Annotated in this window: 13 protein-coding genes; 2 read left to right on the top strand and 11 right to left on the bottom strand. The window is 55.3% G+C overall.

The window, feature by feature from the left end; genetic code table 11:
• Nucleotides 1–55: 55 nt before the first annotated feature.
• On the bottom strand, nt 56–877 hold the full coding sequence (locus FHG12_RS00230) for an SDR family oxidoreductase (RefSeq protein WP_139513500.1): 822 nt from the start codon (nt 875–877) through the stop codon (nt 56–58).
• 695 nt (nt 878–1,572) lie between these two features.
• Between FHG12_RS00230 and FHG12_RS00225 the strand changes: the two genes are divergently transcribed.
• Complete coding sequence (locus FHG12_RS00225; protein ID WP_139513499.1) at nt 1,573–2,214, top strand: hypothetical protein; 642 nt, start codon at nt 1,573–1,575, stop codon at nt 2,212–2,214.
• Here the strand turns inward: FHG12_RS00225 and FHG12_RS00220 are convergent.
• From FHG12_RS00220 to pseB, 10 genes are all read right to left on the bottom strand, one after another.
• Nucleotides 2,207–3,682, bottom strand: coding sequence for a lipopolysaccharide biosynthesis protein (locus FHG12_RS00220; protein ID WP_139513498.1), 1,476 nt, complete (start codon nt 3,680–3,682; stop codon nt 2,207–2,209). The two genes, FHG12_RS00225 and FHG12_RS00220, sit on opposite strands and share 8 nt — an antisense overlap.
• A gap of 15 nt (nt 3,683–3,697) precedes the next feature.
• A complete protein-coding gene (locus tag FHG12_RS00215; protein WP_139513497.1) occupies nt 3,698–5,098 on the bottom strand; it encodes a DUF7033 domain-containing protein in 1,401 nt (466 codons plus the stop codon).
• A 14-nt stretch (nt 5,099–5,112) separates the two neighbouring features.
• Nucleotides 5,113–6,396 (bottom strand): hypothetical protein, encoded by a 1,284-nt coding sequence (locus tag FHG12_RS00210; RefSeq protein WP_139513496.1) that lies wholly within the window; start codon nt 6,394–6,396, stop codon nt 5,113–5,115.
• Between the two features lie 26 nt (nt 6,397–6,422).
• Complete coding sequence (locus tag FHG12_RS00205; protein ID WP_139513495.1) at nt 6,423–7,127, bottom strand: PIG-L deacetylase family protein; 705 nt, start codon at nt 7,125–7,127, stop codon at nt 6,423–6,425.
• Complete coding sequence (locus FHG12_RS00200) at nt 7,114–8,061, bottom strand: hypothetical protein (protein ID WP_139513494.1); 948 nt, start codon at nt 8,059–8,061, stop codon at nt 7,114–7,116. Before FHG12_RS00200 ends, FHG12_RS00205 begins: the two co-directional genes overlap by 14 nt.
• A gap of 40 nt (nt 8,062–8,101) precedes the next feature.
• On the bottom strand, nt 8,102–9,151 hold the full coding sequence (pseI, locus tag FHG12_RS00195; RefSeq protein WP_139513493.1) for a pseudaminic acid synthase: 1,050 nt from the start codon (nt 9,149–9,151) through the stop codon (nt 8,102–8,104).
• Nucleotides 9,152–9,155: 4 nt separating this feature from the next.
• Nucleotides 9,156–10,643 carry a UDP-2,4-diacetamido-2,4,6-trideoxy-beta-L-altropyranose hydrolase gene (gene pseG, locus FHG12_RS00190; RefSeq protein ID WP_139513492.1) on the bottom strand — a complete coding sequence of 496 codons (1,488 nt, stop codon included), beginning with the start codon at nt 10,641–10,643 and terminating at the stop codon, nt 9,156–9,158.
• Nucleotide 10,644: 1 nt separating this feature from the next.
• Nucleotides 10,645–11,337 (bottom strand): glycosyltransferase family protein, encoded by a 693-nt coding sequence (locus tag FHG12_RS00185; protein WP_230471235.1) that lies wholly within the window; start codon nt 11,335–11,337, stop codon nt 10,645–10,647.
• A gap of 57 nt (nt 11,338–11,394) precedes the next feature.
• Nucleotides 11,395–12,549 (bottom strand): UDP-4-amino-4,6-dideoxy-N-acetyl-beta-L-altrosamine transaminase, encoded by a 1,155-nt coding sequence (pseC, locus tag FHG12_RS00180; RefSeq protein WP_230471234.1) that lies wholly within the window; start codon nt 12,547–12,549, stop codon nt 11,395–11,397.
• 255 nt (nt 12,550–12,804) lie between these two features.
• Entirely contained in the window at nt 12,805–13,824 is a 1,020-nt protein-coding gene (gene pseB, locus FHG12_RS00175; RefSeq protein ID WP_139513489.1) for a UDP-N-acetylglucosamine 4,6-dehydratase (inverting), read from the bottom strand.
• A gap of 186 nt (nt 13,825–14,010) precedes the next feature.
• Here pseB and FHG12_RS00170 point away from each other — a divergent pair, with 186 nt between their 5' ends.
• On the top strand, nt 14,011–15,873 hold the full coding sequence (locus FHG12_RS00170) for a hypothetical protein (protein WP_139513488.1): 1,863 nt from the start codon (nt 14,011–14,013) through the stop codon (nt 15,871–15,873).
• Nucleotides 15,874–15,879: the final 6 nt, after the last annotated feature.

The following is a 15,879-nucleotide window of genomic DNA, read 5'->3' as shown; positions in this document are numbered from 1 at the left end:
AGTAAATAGGTGCCCATTGAGGTGAAAAAAGGCAGCTCGTTGGCTGCCGGGCACATCACCCGTTGCCGATAAAGCCCGGGAAAAGTGTCATGCCGCCATCCACGAAAAGCGTGATGCCGTGCACGTAGTCCGATGCGTCGGAGGCGAGCCACACCGCGACTTCGCCCACGTCGTGGGGCTCGCCGATGCGGCCGTAAGGAATGAGTTTGAGTAATTGTTCGGCGGCCTCCGGCGTATCCCAGGCCTCCTTGTTGATGGGCGTTTTGATGGCGCCCGGCCCGATAGTGTTTACCCTGATTTTGTGCTGCGCCAGCTCCTGGGCCATGGTTTTCATGAGCAGCATCACGCCGCCTTTGGAGGCCGCATAATTGGCGTGGCCAGCCCACGGAATTACTTCGTGCACCGAGCTCATGCAAATGATTTTGCCAGCCGCTTTGGATACTTCGGGCTGCACGCCGCGCCGGATAAACTCCTTAGCGGCTTCGCGGGCGCAGAGAAACTGGCCGGTTAGGTTCACGTCAATCACCTTTTGCCACTGCTCCAGCGTCATCTCCGTGAAAGGAGCATCTTGCTGAACGCCAGAGTTATTAATCAGAATGTGTAGGGTGCCGAACCGGTCAAGAATCTGGCCAAACATCTTCAGCACGTCGGCTTCCTTGCTTACGTCGGCTTGCAGGGCAAGGGCTTGGCCGCCGGCCGCTTCAATTTCTTTGACCACTACATCGGCGCCTTCGGCATCGTGCACATAGTTGACGATTACTGTCGCGCCGGCTTCGGCCAGCGACTTGGCCACGCCCGTGCCGATGCCCGAACTAGCGCCCGTTACGAGCGCAATTTGTTTGTCCAGACGGGGTGTAGTAAGAGTAGAGTCGGCCATAGATCAGGTGAGTTGGATAAACAACAGCACGGCGAGTATAGGAATTCTACGTCTCCGATGCAGCGGCAAGTGGCAAAGGGCCTTTCCTAGTCCCTTGTTCGCTCAAGCCAGCGATACGTTACGTTTGGAAACCAGTTGCGTTGCGCAAAACTAAACAAGAAAACTTGTTATTATTTGTATAATGAATTGATAATTAAGTAATTATAAATTTGAAAAACACGTGGCTCTGTGAGGGTTATGCAACAGGAACGGCAACTTTGCGTGTGCCAGGTAGTCCTAAATATGCGTTAGAGAGCCTTGTAGAACGCAATCTTGCTGGTCTTCATCGCTGAATATAACTTATTGCTAAGCGCAGGACTATAGCTAGGAATATCCCGTTATACTAGGATTAAAATTCGATTAACATAAAAAATAATAAAAAATGTTATATACATTTGGGGTACGTTCCCGCAAGTTCCAGTAGCAGTGTTGATGAGTGTCGTTGTTGCTGACTGTTACTAGAGAGTTTCCCACCCGGTTAGCTTCTTATATTAACGCGAATGGGTATGAATACAGAATACTCTATCCTGGTTAACAGCACGGATAGCTACGATGATTGTTGGGGTCCGTTTTTCACGTTGTTTAAAGCGTATTGGCCTGATTGTCAGCAGAAAATATACCTAAATACCGAGCATAAAGACTATGCTTTTCCCGGGTTGGATATCCGTCCAACGCAGGCCAGCCTGCGCACAGGCCAAGCGGAACTGACTTGGAGCGAATGCTTTCTGAACGCCTTCGACACGATTGAAAGCGACTACGTGTTGTATCTGCAAGAAGACTACTTCCTGAAAGGATTTGCTCAACCGGCGAAGATTCAGGAATTGGTTAACCTGATGCAGGCGCACGACATCACGTATGTAGGCCTGTCCGATCCGGGTAACCTAGGCCCGTTCACCCCGTCGTTCCACCCTGATTTGTGGACGGTAGGCCAGAAAGATGCCTACCGCATTAGTTTGCAGGCCTCTCTATTCAACAAAGAGAAGATGCGGCGCTACGTGCGCAAGCACGAAAACCCGTGGCAGTTCGAGTACTTTGGTAACAAGCGGGCGCACCGCGTCAAAGATTCCTTCTACACGCTCAACCGCGACTTGTATCCGCACAACGATTTGTTTCCTTACGACGCGACGGGCATCGTCAGCAAGCAGTGGGATAAGAAAGTGGTGCTGGAGCTGTTTGAGAAGCACCACATCGACATCGACTACGCCCAACGCGGCTTTTTCACGCCCACCACGCAAAAGCCCAAGCGCAAGCCCATTACCGTCGAGAACGTGCTTTCTCGGCTTAAGTCTCTTATTTAGAGGTGCTTGTCTTTCTGATAAAAGCCAACAGGTCGTGGCGCAACGGAGTGGCTAGCAAAAGGCCCGCATACAGCGCCGTAAGCAAACCGGAGCGCAAGAGCATCGTCACAAAGATGGAGTGAATCAAGGGCAGGCTCCAAGCTGCTAACCCCGCAAGAGCGGCCGCACCCAATATCATAACTATCTGATAGTCAAATGGTTGCATGCGGTAGCTTTGCCACACAAACCACGTGCGCGCCACATTGATGCTGACCAAAGCAAGCAGTGCGGCCAAGGCGGCCCCTTGCAGCCCCAATGGCGGAATCAGCAGCAGGTTGAGCACCACCGTAGCCACGGCCAGGGAGATGTTGAAAATCAGATCGTAACGGTACCGCGGCGACGTCACCACGATCAGGCCATTGACGCCCGTAATGCTGTCGAACAGCCGCCCGGCCAGCAGCAAAAGCACCGCCGTAGTGCCGGCCGCGTACTCGGGGCGCTTAATGAGTGAATAAATAAAATCGAGGTTGAGGCCAATCCCCAGCGCCAGCCAGCAACCCGCGACCGCAAGCAGGCGCGTGGTGCGGCGGTAAAAGTTGGCCATGCGGGTGAGGTCTTGCTGCTTCCAATAATCGGCCAGCAGGGGAAAAGCGATTTTGCCCAACGCCCGCGCCGGAATCACCAGCGCCGTGCTAATGTTCATGGCGATGGCATAGATCCCGGCATCGGCAAAGCTGCTTTTCGAACCCAGCATCAGCGAATCGACCGACATGATGATGGTACCCGAGATGTTTGATAGCAGTGCAAACGCTCCAAAATTGACCAATTCCCGCACCGGCCGCACCCGCAGCACAGCCCGCGTCGGCCGTAAGTGTAGCTCACCAATGGCGGCCAAGTAGGCCGTCAACACCAACGTTATCAAGCTGTTGACGCCGATATACGCCAGCACAAACTCGTGAAACGTGAGGTAGCCTTTGCCAAACAGAAAGGCCACCACCGCGATCAGGATACGCAGTAGCACTTCCTGCAAAAAGGAAGAGAAAGCCGTGTGGTACAGGCTTTTAAGGTACGCGTCCTGCAACGAATACAGCAGCGTAAACAGCGCCAGCACCGCGCCCCACAGATAGTAAGGACCCAGCAAATCGGCGTCGTGGGTGTATAGCTGCAGCACCAGCGGGCGTCCCAGCAGGTACAGCACCGTGATGACGGCAAACCCGAGCAACGGCAGCCCAAGCAGCAGCGGCAAAAACCCGTGGTGGCGGTTTTGGGCGTCGCGGAAATACGGAAAGAACCGAATGCCCATGCTGGCAAAGCCAAACGCCGATAATTGCGCATAAATCGTGGCAATAGATGCCAGCACCGTAGTCAGGCCCATCTGCCTGGGTTCCAGGAAGCTAGGCAGCAGCAGCGTCGTATTGACGAAGCCTAGTCCCAGTCCGAAATACGAAATAACAGTGTTGCGCAGCCCTTGCCGCTGAACGATGCCCAATTCAGTTATGCCTTATCAGTGTGAATCGCCGGTTGCCCGCCGATTTTGCGCCGCCAGAATTTCAGAGCCCGTCAGAAATGCGGTGTTGCGGCTGCGAAGGTACTTCATGATGGCGTGGAACTGCCGCGGCCCGGTCAGTTCGTTGGCCGGGTCGAAGTTTTCGTTGTGCCACAGCAGGGTAAAGATGCCCCCAAACCGCTCGATTTCCTGTAGCATCGGCGTGAGCGCCGGCAGAATTTCAGTGGGCTGGAGCTGAAGGTACTTTGGGTGGTGCAACGTGGCATCCATCACGTTAAGCGGAATCTCGAGAAAGTTGTGCGCTCTACCGTGCTCAAAATCAAAGGGATAGAAGGGAAGGCAGTAGGAATGGCGAAAACCAAAATGCTCGGCAAACCCAAGCGTCGAATCAAAGGCAAAATGCAGCTGGTCAACAAGTTGGGGCGTGATGCGGGGTTCCCAGCTTAAGTAGTGAAAGCGCAATCCGCAAGTATCTGATTCTGAAGTATTTATTTTAGAAGCCTCGCCGCGCAGCCGATCAATGTTAGTCGCGGTGCCAATGCTGCCGTGTAGCGCTAATTCTGCTCCTTTGGCCTGCAAACTCTGCATCCTCCGCCAGATACTCTGGAGTCGGTAGTCTGCATTAGGTGTGCCGTTGGGCGCCGGCTGATGCTGGGGCAACAAAAAAAACGTGCTCTTTGCATTGTGCTCAGCTACAGCTGTTTGCACGTGTTCAAGGTTGTCCCAGGCGTCGGGATGGGTGAAACGAAGCCACAGTTGTCGACCGAAGGCCAGCCAATTGCGCCGGCGCAGGGCTGCTTTAGCGGGCGCTTTCCAGGCGCTGTGAAGGTTGTCGATGTCGTGCGTTACAAACGTGGCAAATGGTGCTTCGTCCGTCCAGCGACGCGACTGCAACTTCCGCCCCGTAATGTGCTCGACCGCTGTTTTAAGCACGTCGAAGTAATAATTTACCACGGGTAGTGTCACGAAGCCATAGCGCTGCTGCACACTGGCTTGGAACGGAAACCGCCCATGTTGGTCGCGGGCTTCCGAGAAATATTCCTGCCATCCACTCAACAGATAAAACGCTCCTGAAATTATATCTGCTTGAATAACAACGCGTTCTGAAGAAAACTTCAGTAGCTCAGCAGCCGGAGCAACGTCGAAGAAAAACGGCACTCGCCGGCCGTGCCACTCGCGCCAAGTGGGCGCGGGCGGATAAGAAGACGTCTGGCTAAAGAAAGCCCCAGCGCCAGCCGTTATTTCTACTTGGGAGCCCGTACCCTCATAGCCAATCGAAACCTCTGCGGCACCGGGGTAGGCGACCCTAAAATGCAGCAGTATATATGCCAGTCTGGCTTGGGTGGAGGCCGCCGCTGAGGCGAGCCGAGAAGGCGTAACAGATTGAGCAGAAGCCATTACGCGCGAAGATACTAGACCAACGGAAGCCAAGCTTGCACTATGCTCAGCGCGCGCCGCTGGCTGTAGCCCTCGTCAGGCGTGCCAAGTGTTGCGTTGTAATAAGCTGCCCGGTGATAATGATCCAATGGCTTGTATGCCTGGTATTTACGAAGCAGGGCAGCTAAGTCGGGAAGCGTATGGGCCTGATCGACGAGGCCGTGCGCGACGTAGCCATAATAGTCTTCCGCAACGCCGTGCGGATTGAAACGGTAATACAGACTCGCTACATTCAGGAGGGTAGCTTCGAGGTGAGTTGAGGTATCAGCGGCAATCAACGCGTCCTGTTTAAGCAGAAACTCGAATATGTTTTCCCGGCGCGCATCCGATGCCAGCAGTTGCGGGTGCGCTCGCAGGAAAACAAAGTCGCGCCGGTCGCTGGGGTGCGAGCGGAAGGTGAACGTGAGCGCAGGAAACTCACGCAGCAAGTACTCAACCACGACCGCGATTGCGTCCGTATCGTCCAGAATGTTGCAAGCGATACCAACATGCGCAACGTGTTGATTTAGATTACGTTGTGTCAAAAAAGAGTCGGCTTTGGGCATGCCCACCAATTCAACACGGCCCCGGATCGGGCCGCACTGACGGTATTTGTCGAGCGCATCCTGCCCCTCCAACAAACTCAGATCGAAGCCCAGCGGTGGGAAATTGGTGCTAACACTCGCATGTTGCACGTAGGCGGTCGGGATGCCACAGGCGCGGGCAGCCAGCAGCAACGCGCGCGCATCGTCGTTGTGGTCGTTGGCGAAAATAATGGCCCGCGGACGGTAGTGGTGCAGCGTCCGCACGTACACTTCGTAGTAGCCAATAGCGTTGAAAATCAGATCGAAAAAGCGCCAGGCTCTCTTGCCTTCTCGTTTGTATAAGCCCCAAATGGCAATGGGTAATTGCCAGTAGTACAGTAGCTTACGACGAAGGGAAAGGCGGTTGACTAGTTTGTTGTACCGGCCAATTTCCTTTTGTTGGCCTGCTACCAGCACCGTGTCTGGGCGGCTTTCCCGGATGAATTGCAGCGATTCGTAATTGTTCTGGCTAACTACATACAGCCACACCGCGCCATGCAGGTTTTCGGGATTGCGAATGGGCCGAAACACATTGCCGAGTAGCCTTACCACGCTGTAGCCCAGTGTTTTGACTAGCCGCTTAAGCGGATTGGGCGGGGAGATGCTGGCCAGCACATGTGCTGGGAACGAAGCAAAATGATCCGTAAAGCGGACGTACAAAATATCCTGCAGGCGTGCTACTAGCCGGGTCACCATGTTCTTTCGGTCATCGCTTCAGCAGGTTAGCCAATGTGGCGCACCAGCATAAAAGCTTCCGCATACGGCTGGCCGATCACAATGCCCCAGCGCTGCGCCAAAATACGAAGTGCTTCCGGGGAGCGGGGGTGTGGGTAGGTACGCTTCTCAAACTCATAGGCTTCCATGCCGGAAATTTTAGCGTCTACATCCGCCTCCGACACGGCCAGAAAAAAATTGGGCAAAAATGGGTTGGGATAATTTGCCGCTTGCCACTCAGTTGACGAAGGCGTTTCGCAAGCTAGAATCGTGCGCATGGGTTCGCCCGGCAGCGGTCGGCAAGCCGTCACCACGGCTTCGAACGTGCGGCGATGGTCGATGTTGGTGTCGCCGCCGTGGTGGGTGAAAATGATGTCAGGCTGAAAGGCTTCTTTCTCCTGCTCCACAACCTTTACCAGATCCAGTAGATCTACCGAATCGAAGCGGTTATCGGCAAAATCATACACGCCGGTAGAGGTGTAGCCGATGGCGGTAGCTGCCCGTTCGATATTGCTGCGGTGCACTGTCAGCGCGGCTGACCATTTTTCCGGATCGCGAACGGCCGATCGTGACGTAATGCCTTCACCCAGAATAATGGCCCGAGCCGTGCACCCTTGCCGTTGCACCAGACGGTGAATGCTGGCTCCCAAGCCCAGCAACTCGTCGTCGGGGTGGGCCACTACAACCAATATCTTCTTGTTAGTCAACTCCATCGGCGTCGGGGGATACGGCTAAAAGACGACGGTATTCTTCTGGCAAAACGGACGAGAAAGGTTGTCCGTTGTAAAACTTAATGCCGCGGCGGCGCAAAAAGTCCCGAAAATCTTCTTCCACAGCCGTAAAGGTTCCGCTGGTTTTCATGGTATCGAGGTGGAAGACTGCGCCGTTGCAGCGTACTTGCTGCGTATGCGTGTCGTAAGAAATTTCAACAGAGAGTTGCTTGTAGGCCGCCAACTGCTGATAGTCATGAATGATGCGCCGCACTAGTTCTTCGTTGCGCCCGGTATCCTGACTGGGATAGATTTTCTCGCGCAAAATCTTCACCGGAATTCCGCCAGCTAAGCAGCCATCGGGTAAATCCTTGTTAATCAAAGAGTTAGTTCCAATAACTACATTGTTGCCTATCCGGCGGTTGGGCAGTACCGTCGATTTGGCTGGCAGCCACACCTTGTCGCCAATGCTCACAGGGCCAAAGTCGGCCGGAAAGCCCTCTAGCACAGGGAGGTAGGAGCCGTGCGTCCAGACGGCGACGTCCTCTCCAATGCCGACGTACTCGCCGATGGAAATGGAGTGGTTGACATTCAGCGTGATACGGGCGCAAATCATAGAATATGAACCCACGCGCAGGTGGGCGTCTTCGCTGAATTTGCCTCCGTGGCCCACAACTACATTCGAATCCCAAAAGACATATTCGCCCACCGTAACAGTACGGGCGGTCAGGTTATTGGCGTTGCCAAAGATGGTCAGATCCCCGATTTCCAAGCGCTGGCCGATCAAAAAGGCATTGCCCGCGCCGATCGTTACGTTGTTGCCGATGTGGCATTCGGTGGCCCGGATCGTAGTATTGGGCCCGATGCGAAAGTTATTGCCGATGTGTAGGCACTCAGCAATGATGTAGCTCCCGTTGTCAAATTTCCGGATTTCCATAGCCGTGAAGGTAGAAAAATGGGTCGTTTAACCGCGTGGCTTACAATACGGACCACGTAAGCGCCGTGCCCCGCCGAATGGCCTGCCGCGCCGGTCGGCCTAGCACCTGTGGCAAGTAATGGGGCGCTAAGCCATGCCCCGGCCGGATGACGCGAATGTTGTCTTCGGTCAGCAGCTCGCCCGCTTCAATATCCTTCACCACGTAGATGGAGCGGCGAAAAGCCAGCGACTTCTGCTCGGCAGCTGTGGGGCCGTAATGTACTGTGCCTAAGGCTTGTTGGGCCTGCTGACACTCCTGCACCAGACGACGCATTTCGGTTGGTTCCATTGAAAAGGAAGAATCCGGGCCGCCATCCGAGCGCCGGATCGTAAGGTGCTTTTCAATAACTGTAGCGCCCAAAACCGTGGCTGCTACGCCCACGCCCGTGCCCATGGTGTGGTCGGAAAGACCGACTTGGCAGCCAAACATAGCCCGCAGGTGCGGAATGGTTCGCAAATTGGTATCGAGCGGCACGGCGGGGTAGGTGCTCGTGCACTTCAGCAACACCACCTGGTCGTTGCCTTCGTCGCGCACGGTGCGCACCATGCGTTCGAGGTCGGCCAGATCGGCCATGCCCGTGGAAATAATTACGGGTTTGCCCGTACGCGCCGCCCGCCGGATAAGATCAGGCCAGTTGTTTTCAAACGAGGCAATCTTATAAATCGGGCAGTTCAGAGTTTCCAGGAAATCAATGGCTTCCACCGAAAAGGGCGAGCTGAAACCCACCATGCCGCGCTCGGCAGCGCGAGCAAAAATAGGCGCGTGCCATTCAAAAGGGGTGTGGTTGGTGGTATAGAGTTCGTATAAAGATTGGCCTTCCCAGTCATCGTTGGCGCCGCGGACGATAAAATCGGGTTCGCGGCTGTCGAGGGTCAGCATATCGGGGGTGCTGGTCTGAATTTTCAGCGCCTGACACCCCGCATCGGCGGCGGCATCCACGATTTCCAGGGCTTTTTCCAGCGATTGGCCGTGGTTGCCCGACATTTCGGCGATGATAAATGGTGCGTTGCCCTCACCGATGCGGTGGTTGCCGATGATGATATCCTGCATGGAATTAGGAAAGGTGGCCCGACGGCGCAATGTCCAGCCGGAATACTTCGTACGATTCGTGGTGCAAACTTACGGGGTCTTGGCGCACAAAACCCAGTTGCTCGAATACCCGCCACGAAGGCCGGTTTTGGGTTTTTACCTGGCCCACCAACACAGCCGCGTCCGGACGGTCGCGGCGAATCTCCATAATGGCGCGTCGCAAAATCGCTAGCCCCAAGCCGCGTCCGCGGTGCTCAGCGGCCACCGAATAGTCGATGGTGCCCTTGCTGTCGTCGAACTCGATGCGCACTTGCCCGATTGGTATGCCTTGATCTTCAAATAGATACAAATAAGCGTCTGGGTCGGCGAGGCGGCGACTAAACCAAGCAAGGTGCGTCGGCCATGCAATCGGCTCGGAGTGGATCGCGTTGCGGCGTACGTCAGCGTCATTGGCCCAGGCAAAGTATTGCGCTGCGTCGGCAGCCGCCGCTTGGCGTGCAGTGAGCTTAAACGCTAGGTATAATGCACTGAAAACTTTCACCAAACGCTGTCCGGCAAGTCCATCAAAAACCTGGCGTTGGAGTTGGCGCATCTGCTCAGCAATTGCCGCTAGTCCATCATCCGACAAGCTTTCAATTGCCGCGACCGGTAAGGCAAGGCCCGATGAAGTCAGGTAGGCAAGCAGGTTACGTTGATTATCAGCGATCTGATGCAGCAGCAGCAAGCCGCCCACGGCGCAGCATTCGTAGGCCATGCCGCTCGGCGGGCACACCATCATGCTGCACTCCGCAAGCAGCGCCGCTAAGGCACCTGCGTTGAGGCAGTGGTGCAGGCGCACATTGGCTAGGGTAGCAGTCGCATCTTCCAAGGTCTTTTGATGCGGATAAGCAGCGCCGGTTACTACATGCAGTAGGTGGTGAGGAAACCGATGTCGCAGCGCCAGTAGCTGTGTCAGCGTATGGTTTTCGGGGTCAGCGCCGCCCATGTTCAAAAAGATAGATTTACTATCTATCTGATAATTAAGCGATTGGGTGGACTTATGAAATTCAGGCCGAAGCAATGCATAGGCAGGGCCCAAACACAGCGTCGTGCCCGGTTCGCAGGAGTATGCGCTTGGCGCAATACCGCCCGCATGATTGATCACGACGTCGGCCCAAATGTGCTGATTAGCCAAGTCATCGAGGCACACCAGCGCCTGCCGACGTTGCTTAAGCGTTTGCTGGTATTTCGAATCAAATCCGTAGCCGTCCAGCACCAGAATGTCGTGGGGTTGCACCTGTTGCAGCAACCAGACAGGCTCATCAGGCAGGCCAAGAGCCGCGGGTATCTCCGTCAAGGAGTCACAAACGCCCAGAATTTGCAGGCGGACAGCCTCGTCGGGTTCCCGGATGATAAATTCGCAGCGGAAGGCGCTGCCGAGCATTTCAGCCAGGGCAAGGCAGCGCACAATGTGCCCCAACCCAATGCGGGAGTTGCCGTCGGCCCGAAAAATTACCCGCGGCCCTGCGCTCATGCTACAACTTTTTTTGTTCTACGTGGGCATTCAGGGCTACCAGCTCGGGGTGCGCATCCAGCAGCTCGATTAGGGCTTCGGCGGGAAGCGACGCCGCATTGTACTGTTCAATCAACACTTGGATCAGGCGAAAATCATCCGCCGTGTCGACCGTCAGGCGGTAGTTGCTGCGATCGTGGGAGCGGGTAAAGTGCTGAAAGTGAACGTTCCCTGATCGATTTTGGTGGATATAGGGCGTGACGTGCTCGCGGTCGCTGGGCAAGGTTGCCTCGCGATGAGCTTCCTCTAGCAACTCGCGGGAAAAAATCTCGAAGTCGAAGCCACGCGGAAAGGTGCGCTCCAATGCGTTGGATAAGTAAAGTCTGCCATCACCCTGGGCCAGATACTGCTGCACGCCCTGCGCCACCAGCGCTCCATCGATCAGAGGGCAATCGGAAGTGACGCGTACGATGATATCCAGATTGTTTTCGGCGGCACATTGCTGGTAGCGGCGTAGCACGTCTTGCTCATCGCCGCGGGTACAGGGCAGATGCGCTGCCGCCGCAAATTGTGCCAGCGCGTCGTCGGTAGCATTGCTGGTAATAGCCAGATAAATAGGTAGTTGGCTGGCTGCAAGCCGTTCAATGTGGTAATGTAGCAAGGGCCGGCCGCCGACTGCCATAAGCACTTTGCCTGGTAGGCGGGTGCTTGTCATGCGAGCCTGGGAAATAATGCCGATACGGGGCGCCGCCGGTAAGGTCATACGAGGCACTTAGTGAGTGATAAACTCCTGGATACAAGCCACAACGTACGCCTGCTGCTCATCCGTGAGCGAGGGAAACATCGGAATGCTCAGGCAGTGATCATAGTACGCCTCCGCATGCGGGAAATCTCCTTTTTTCCAGCCCAGCTGCTGATAGTACGGCATGGTATGCACCGGGATGTAGTGTACCTGCGCAAAAATCTGCTTTGTGCGCAGGAAGTCGTAGAGGCCTTTGCGGTCGTCTACCTGAATCACGTACAGGTGGTATGCATGTCCCGGCGCTGTGCCCAAAGGCTGTACGCCGGGCATAGCTATAAACGCTGCGTCATACCGCGCGGCCAGTTGCCGCCGCCGTGCAAGGCCTTCGTCGGCACGCTGCAATTGGCTGATACCCAAAGCGGTAAGCATGTCGGGCATGCGGTAGTTGTAGCCCAGCGTTTGCATTTCGTAGTACCAGCCGCCGTGGTGGTGGTGCAGCAAGCCCGGATCTTTGGTGATACCGTGGGTGCGGAGTAGCAACAGTTTGTCGTACAGATCTTTACGATTGGTGGTAATCATGCCGCCTTCGCCCGTGGCAATGTGCTTGACCGGGTGGAATGAAAAAATGGCCAAGTCGGCGTACTGGCCATTGCCGCACCACTGCGCTACGCCTTGGCTATCGGTGAAAAAGCCGCCCGGCGAATGCGCAGCATCTTCGATCAGCCACAGGCCGAACTCGTCGCAAAGCTGACGCGCTGCTTCAAGATCCACGGGCAAGCCCGCAAAATCTACCGGAATAAGGCCATGAAAATAGCCTTTGGGATGAGCTGCTAAAAGCTGGCGAACCTTCTGTAAATCAATCAGTCCGGTAGCTGGGTCGATGTCGGCAAAATGCACCTCGCCGCCACAATAGAGCACCGAGTTAGCCGACGCCGCAAAGGTGATAGGCGTGGTGATCACGCGCTGGCCGGGCTGCACCTCGAGCGCCAGCGTGCACAAGTGCAAGGCCGCTGTGCCATTGCTGACTGCTACGGCATAGCTGGCACCTATATAGGCCGCAAATTTTTCCTCAAACTCCGCCACTTTGGGCCCTTGCGTAAGAAAATCCGAAAGCAGGGTTTCGGTTACGGCCTGCACGTCGGCCGCGGTAATGTGTTGGCGACCGTAAGGAATGGGTGTCTCCACGTGATAAAGCAGGAATGAAAAGTACGAGCGGTTAGGCCGAATCAGCCGGTAGGCAGGGCCGCAAAGGTAAAGCATTCTGCGGCCCCAAATGATTTCAAAGCCAAGTCAGCGCACAAGGTCGATGCTTCTGCCTTATGCGTTCTCAACCTTTCGTGGTGAGGAAAAGATCATTTCATAAACAATTGATTATTAATCATTTATGTAAAAAGGCCGCCTTGCATAAGGCGGCCTTTTTTAGTGATAATTTTTGAGAGCTTAAGCTTGAAAAGTAGCGTCTACGTGCAGCCGGATTTCTTCGCGGATCTGTTCGGCGTCGAGCCACTCGTCGTTGTTGGCCGAATCGTAGTGGAAGCCGGCTGCCACGCGTTTACCCCCGAAATGCTGAATGAATTTTTCCGTGTCCCACTGCGGTGTGTAAGGTAGAATCACGTAGTATTTGTCCAGCTCGACAGTGCTTAAGGCATCAGTTTCGGTGATCATTTCTTCGTGCAGCTTTTCGCCGGGGCGGATGCCTACAATCTCTTGGCGGCAATCCGGGCCGATGGCTTTGGCTACTTCCGTGATCTTATAGCTCGGAATTTTAGGCACGAAAATCTCACCGCCCCAAGCGTTCTCCAGCGCATACAACACCAGATCAACGCCTTGCTCCAAGGAAATGTTGAAGCGCGTCATGTCGGGGTGGGTGATGGGCAATACACCGCTATGCCGGCGCTGCAAGAAAAACGGTACCACCGAGCCACGCGAGCCAATTACGTTGCCGTAGCGCACCACCGAAAACCGCAGATCGCGCCGGCCTTTCATGTTGTTGGCGGCCACAAACAGCTTATCGGAACAAAGCTTCGTGGCGCCGTAGAGATTGATCGGCGCTGCGGCCTTGTCTGTGCTCAAGGCCACCACGTCTTTCACGCCGCAGTCGAGTGCAGCATTGATCACGTTTTCGGCGCCGAAAATATTGGTTTTGATGCACTCCATCGGGTTGTACTCGGCGGCGGGCACTTGCTTGAGCGCTGCGGCGTGCACAAGGATGTCGACACCTTCGCAGGCCCGCTTCAGGCGCTCTCCGTCGCGCACATCGCCAATGAAATAACGAATGGCCGGGTACTTGGCGTGCGGGAATACCTGCGACATTTCGTACTGCTTCAGCTCGTCGCGCGAGTAAATAACCAAGCGTTTCACCTGCGGAAACTGCTCAAATACGGTCTGCACAAACTGCTTGCCGAATGAGCCGGTGCCGCCGGTCACCAGGATGGATTTATGATTTAAGTCGAGGGCCATACGTAAGAAAGCAACCTGTACTGGTTGGCATAAGGAGGGCAAAAGTAGGCATTCCGGAACGAGGTTGCGTACTTTTGTGCGCTGGCGGCTTCTTCAGGTTTGCCATACCGAGCCCACGAGGCTTTTCTACCGCTTCGTGGCACCGATCGGAACTACTTACGGTAGAGAGGCTTCGCCGAGCGCACCATGACCGCTATTTCAGATACCGTTCCCAAAGTTGCCCTTCCCGAACCCGTCAAAGTCATTATCTGGGACCTCGACGACACGTTTTGGCGCGGTACGCTCTCGGAAGGGGCAGTAGAGGCCCTGGAAGAAAATCTGGCTTTGGTGCGCGACACCGCGGCCCGCGGCATCGTACATACCATCGTTTCCAAAAATGATTTTGCAGCGGCCGAAGCCAAGTTAATAGAGCTTGGCATTCGCGATCTGTTTGTATTTCCTCAGATTAGCTGGCAACCTAAAGGCCCCATAATCAAGGAGTTGCTGGAAAAGATGCAGCTGCGGGCTCCTAATGCGCTCTTTCTCGACGACAACCCCATCAACCGGGCCGAGGCGCAGTACTACAACCCCAAGCTGCAGGTAGCCGACCCTGCCGACTTGCCGCACTGGGCGCCTGTACTGCGCGCAAGCGGCAAACCTGACCCCGAGTTTTCGCGTTTGGAGCAATACAAATTGCTCGAACGGCAGCAGCAGGCGCGGTCCGCTTACCAAGACAACGTGGCCTTTCTGCGCGATTCGCAAGTACACATTGCGTTTCGCGAAGGCGCCGCCGTCATTCCCGATCTCGACCGGATTGAGGAATTGATCAACCGGTCTAATCAACTGAACTTCACCAAGAAGCGCGTTACAAAAGAGGAGTTGCGCGCGAGCTTCTCCGATCCAAGCCGCCGCTGGGGCACTGTGCGCGTCCACGACCGTTTTGGCGACTACGGCTTAGTGGGCATTTATTGCCTCAACCAGCCCGAAAACCGCCTGGAACAACTCGTGTTTTCTTGCCGCATCCTGCACCTTGGCATCGAGCAATTTACGTGCGCATGGCTTGGTTTCCCGGCGCTGGAAGTGCAAGGCGAAGTGGCCACAGAGCTCAACACCACCGACCGCCCCGATTGGATAACGGTTGATGCGCAAGATGTTGATAAGCAACTTGTTGTAGGTGATTCACCAACCGTCGATTCAACGCAGTTGCGGGTGTTGCTGAAGGGTGGCTGCGACTTAGGGCAGATGACGCCGTTTTTGCAGGCTTTTCAACTATCTGTAATTGAAGAGTTTAACTACGTCAACGAAAACCAGGTTCCGGTTCACATCGAACATACGGCGCTGTTGCGGGCCGGCCGTGAACTGCCCGCTCCCGAGCAACAACGCCTTGCGGCGTCTTTGCCGTTTTTGGGGCAGGAGGCATTCGATACCAAACTATGGTCGGCTGATTATGATGCTTTGATTTACAGTCCGTTGATGGATTATACCCAGGACGTGTACCGTGAAAAAGCAACCGGTCTGGATATTCCTTTTGGCGGCTACCACGACCTCACAACTGCCGACCTGGCAGCACTAGCGGCTCGCTACAAGCAGCGGCGCTTCCGCGGCATGGACGAAGCCTTCCTGCAGCGCTTCCGCCACGATTTTCAGTTTGAAGGCCAGATTTCACCTCTCCGTTTTAAGCAAAACCTTCGCTGGCTGCGCGAGCAGCTACCCAGTGCAGTGCCTGTTTTCTTCTTGAACGGTGCCGAAATTGAAGTGCCTGGTTCTAACGAGCCAGGTGCCAAAGAGCGGCATGTTATTATGAATCAGGCGCTTGCTGAATTTGTGGCCGAAGCTGATAATTGCTTTCTCATCGACGTACGCGATTTTGTCCGGACGCCCGCTGATGTCACCAACAACCTGCGGCATTACCACCGGGCGCATTACCGCACGCTGGCACAGCGAGTAGCCGAGGCTATAAGCGCGTGGCACGGACGACAATTGCCGCGTTCTGCTTGGGCCGATTGGCGCGCTCAGCTTGCCAGTCGGGTACCGGGCAAGCTAAAAGGAGTGTGGGAAAAACTGCGGTAGCGTACC

This window comes from Hymenobacter jejuensis, from assembly GCF_006337165.1.
Lineage (GTDB): Bacteria > Bacteroidota > Bacteroidia > Cytophagales > Hymenobacteraceae > Hymenobacter > Hymenobacter jejuensis.
This window is presented reverse-complemented; position numbering and strand designations above follow the sequence as displayed.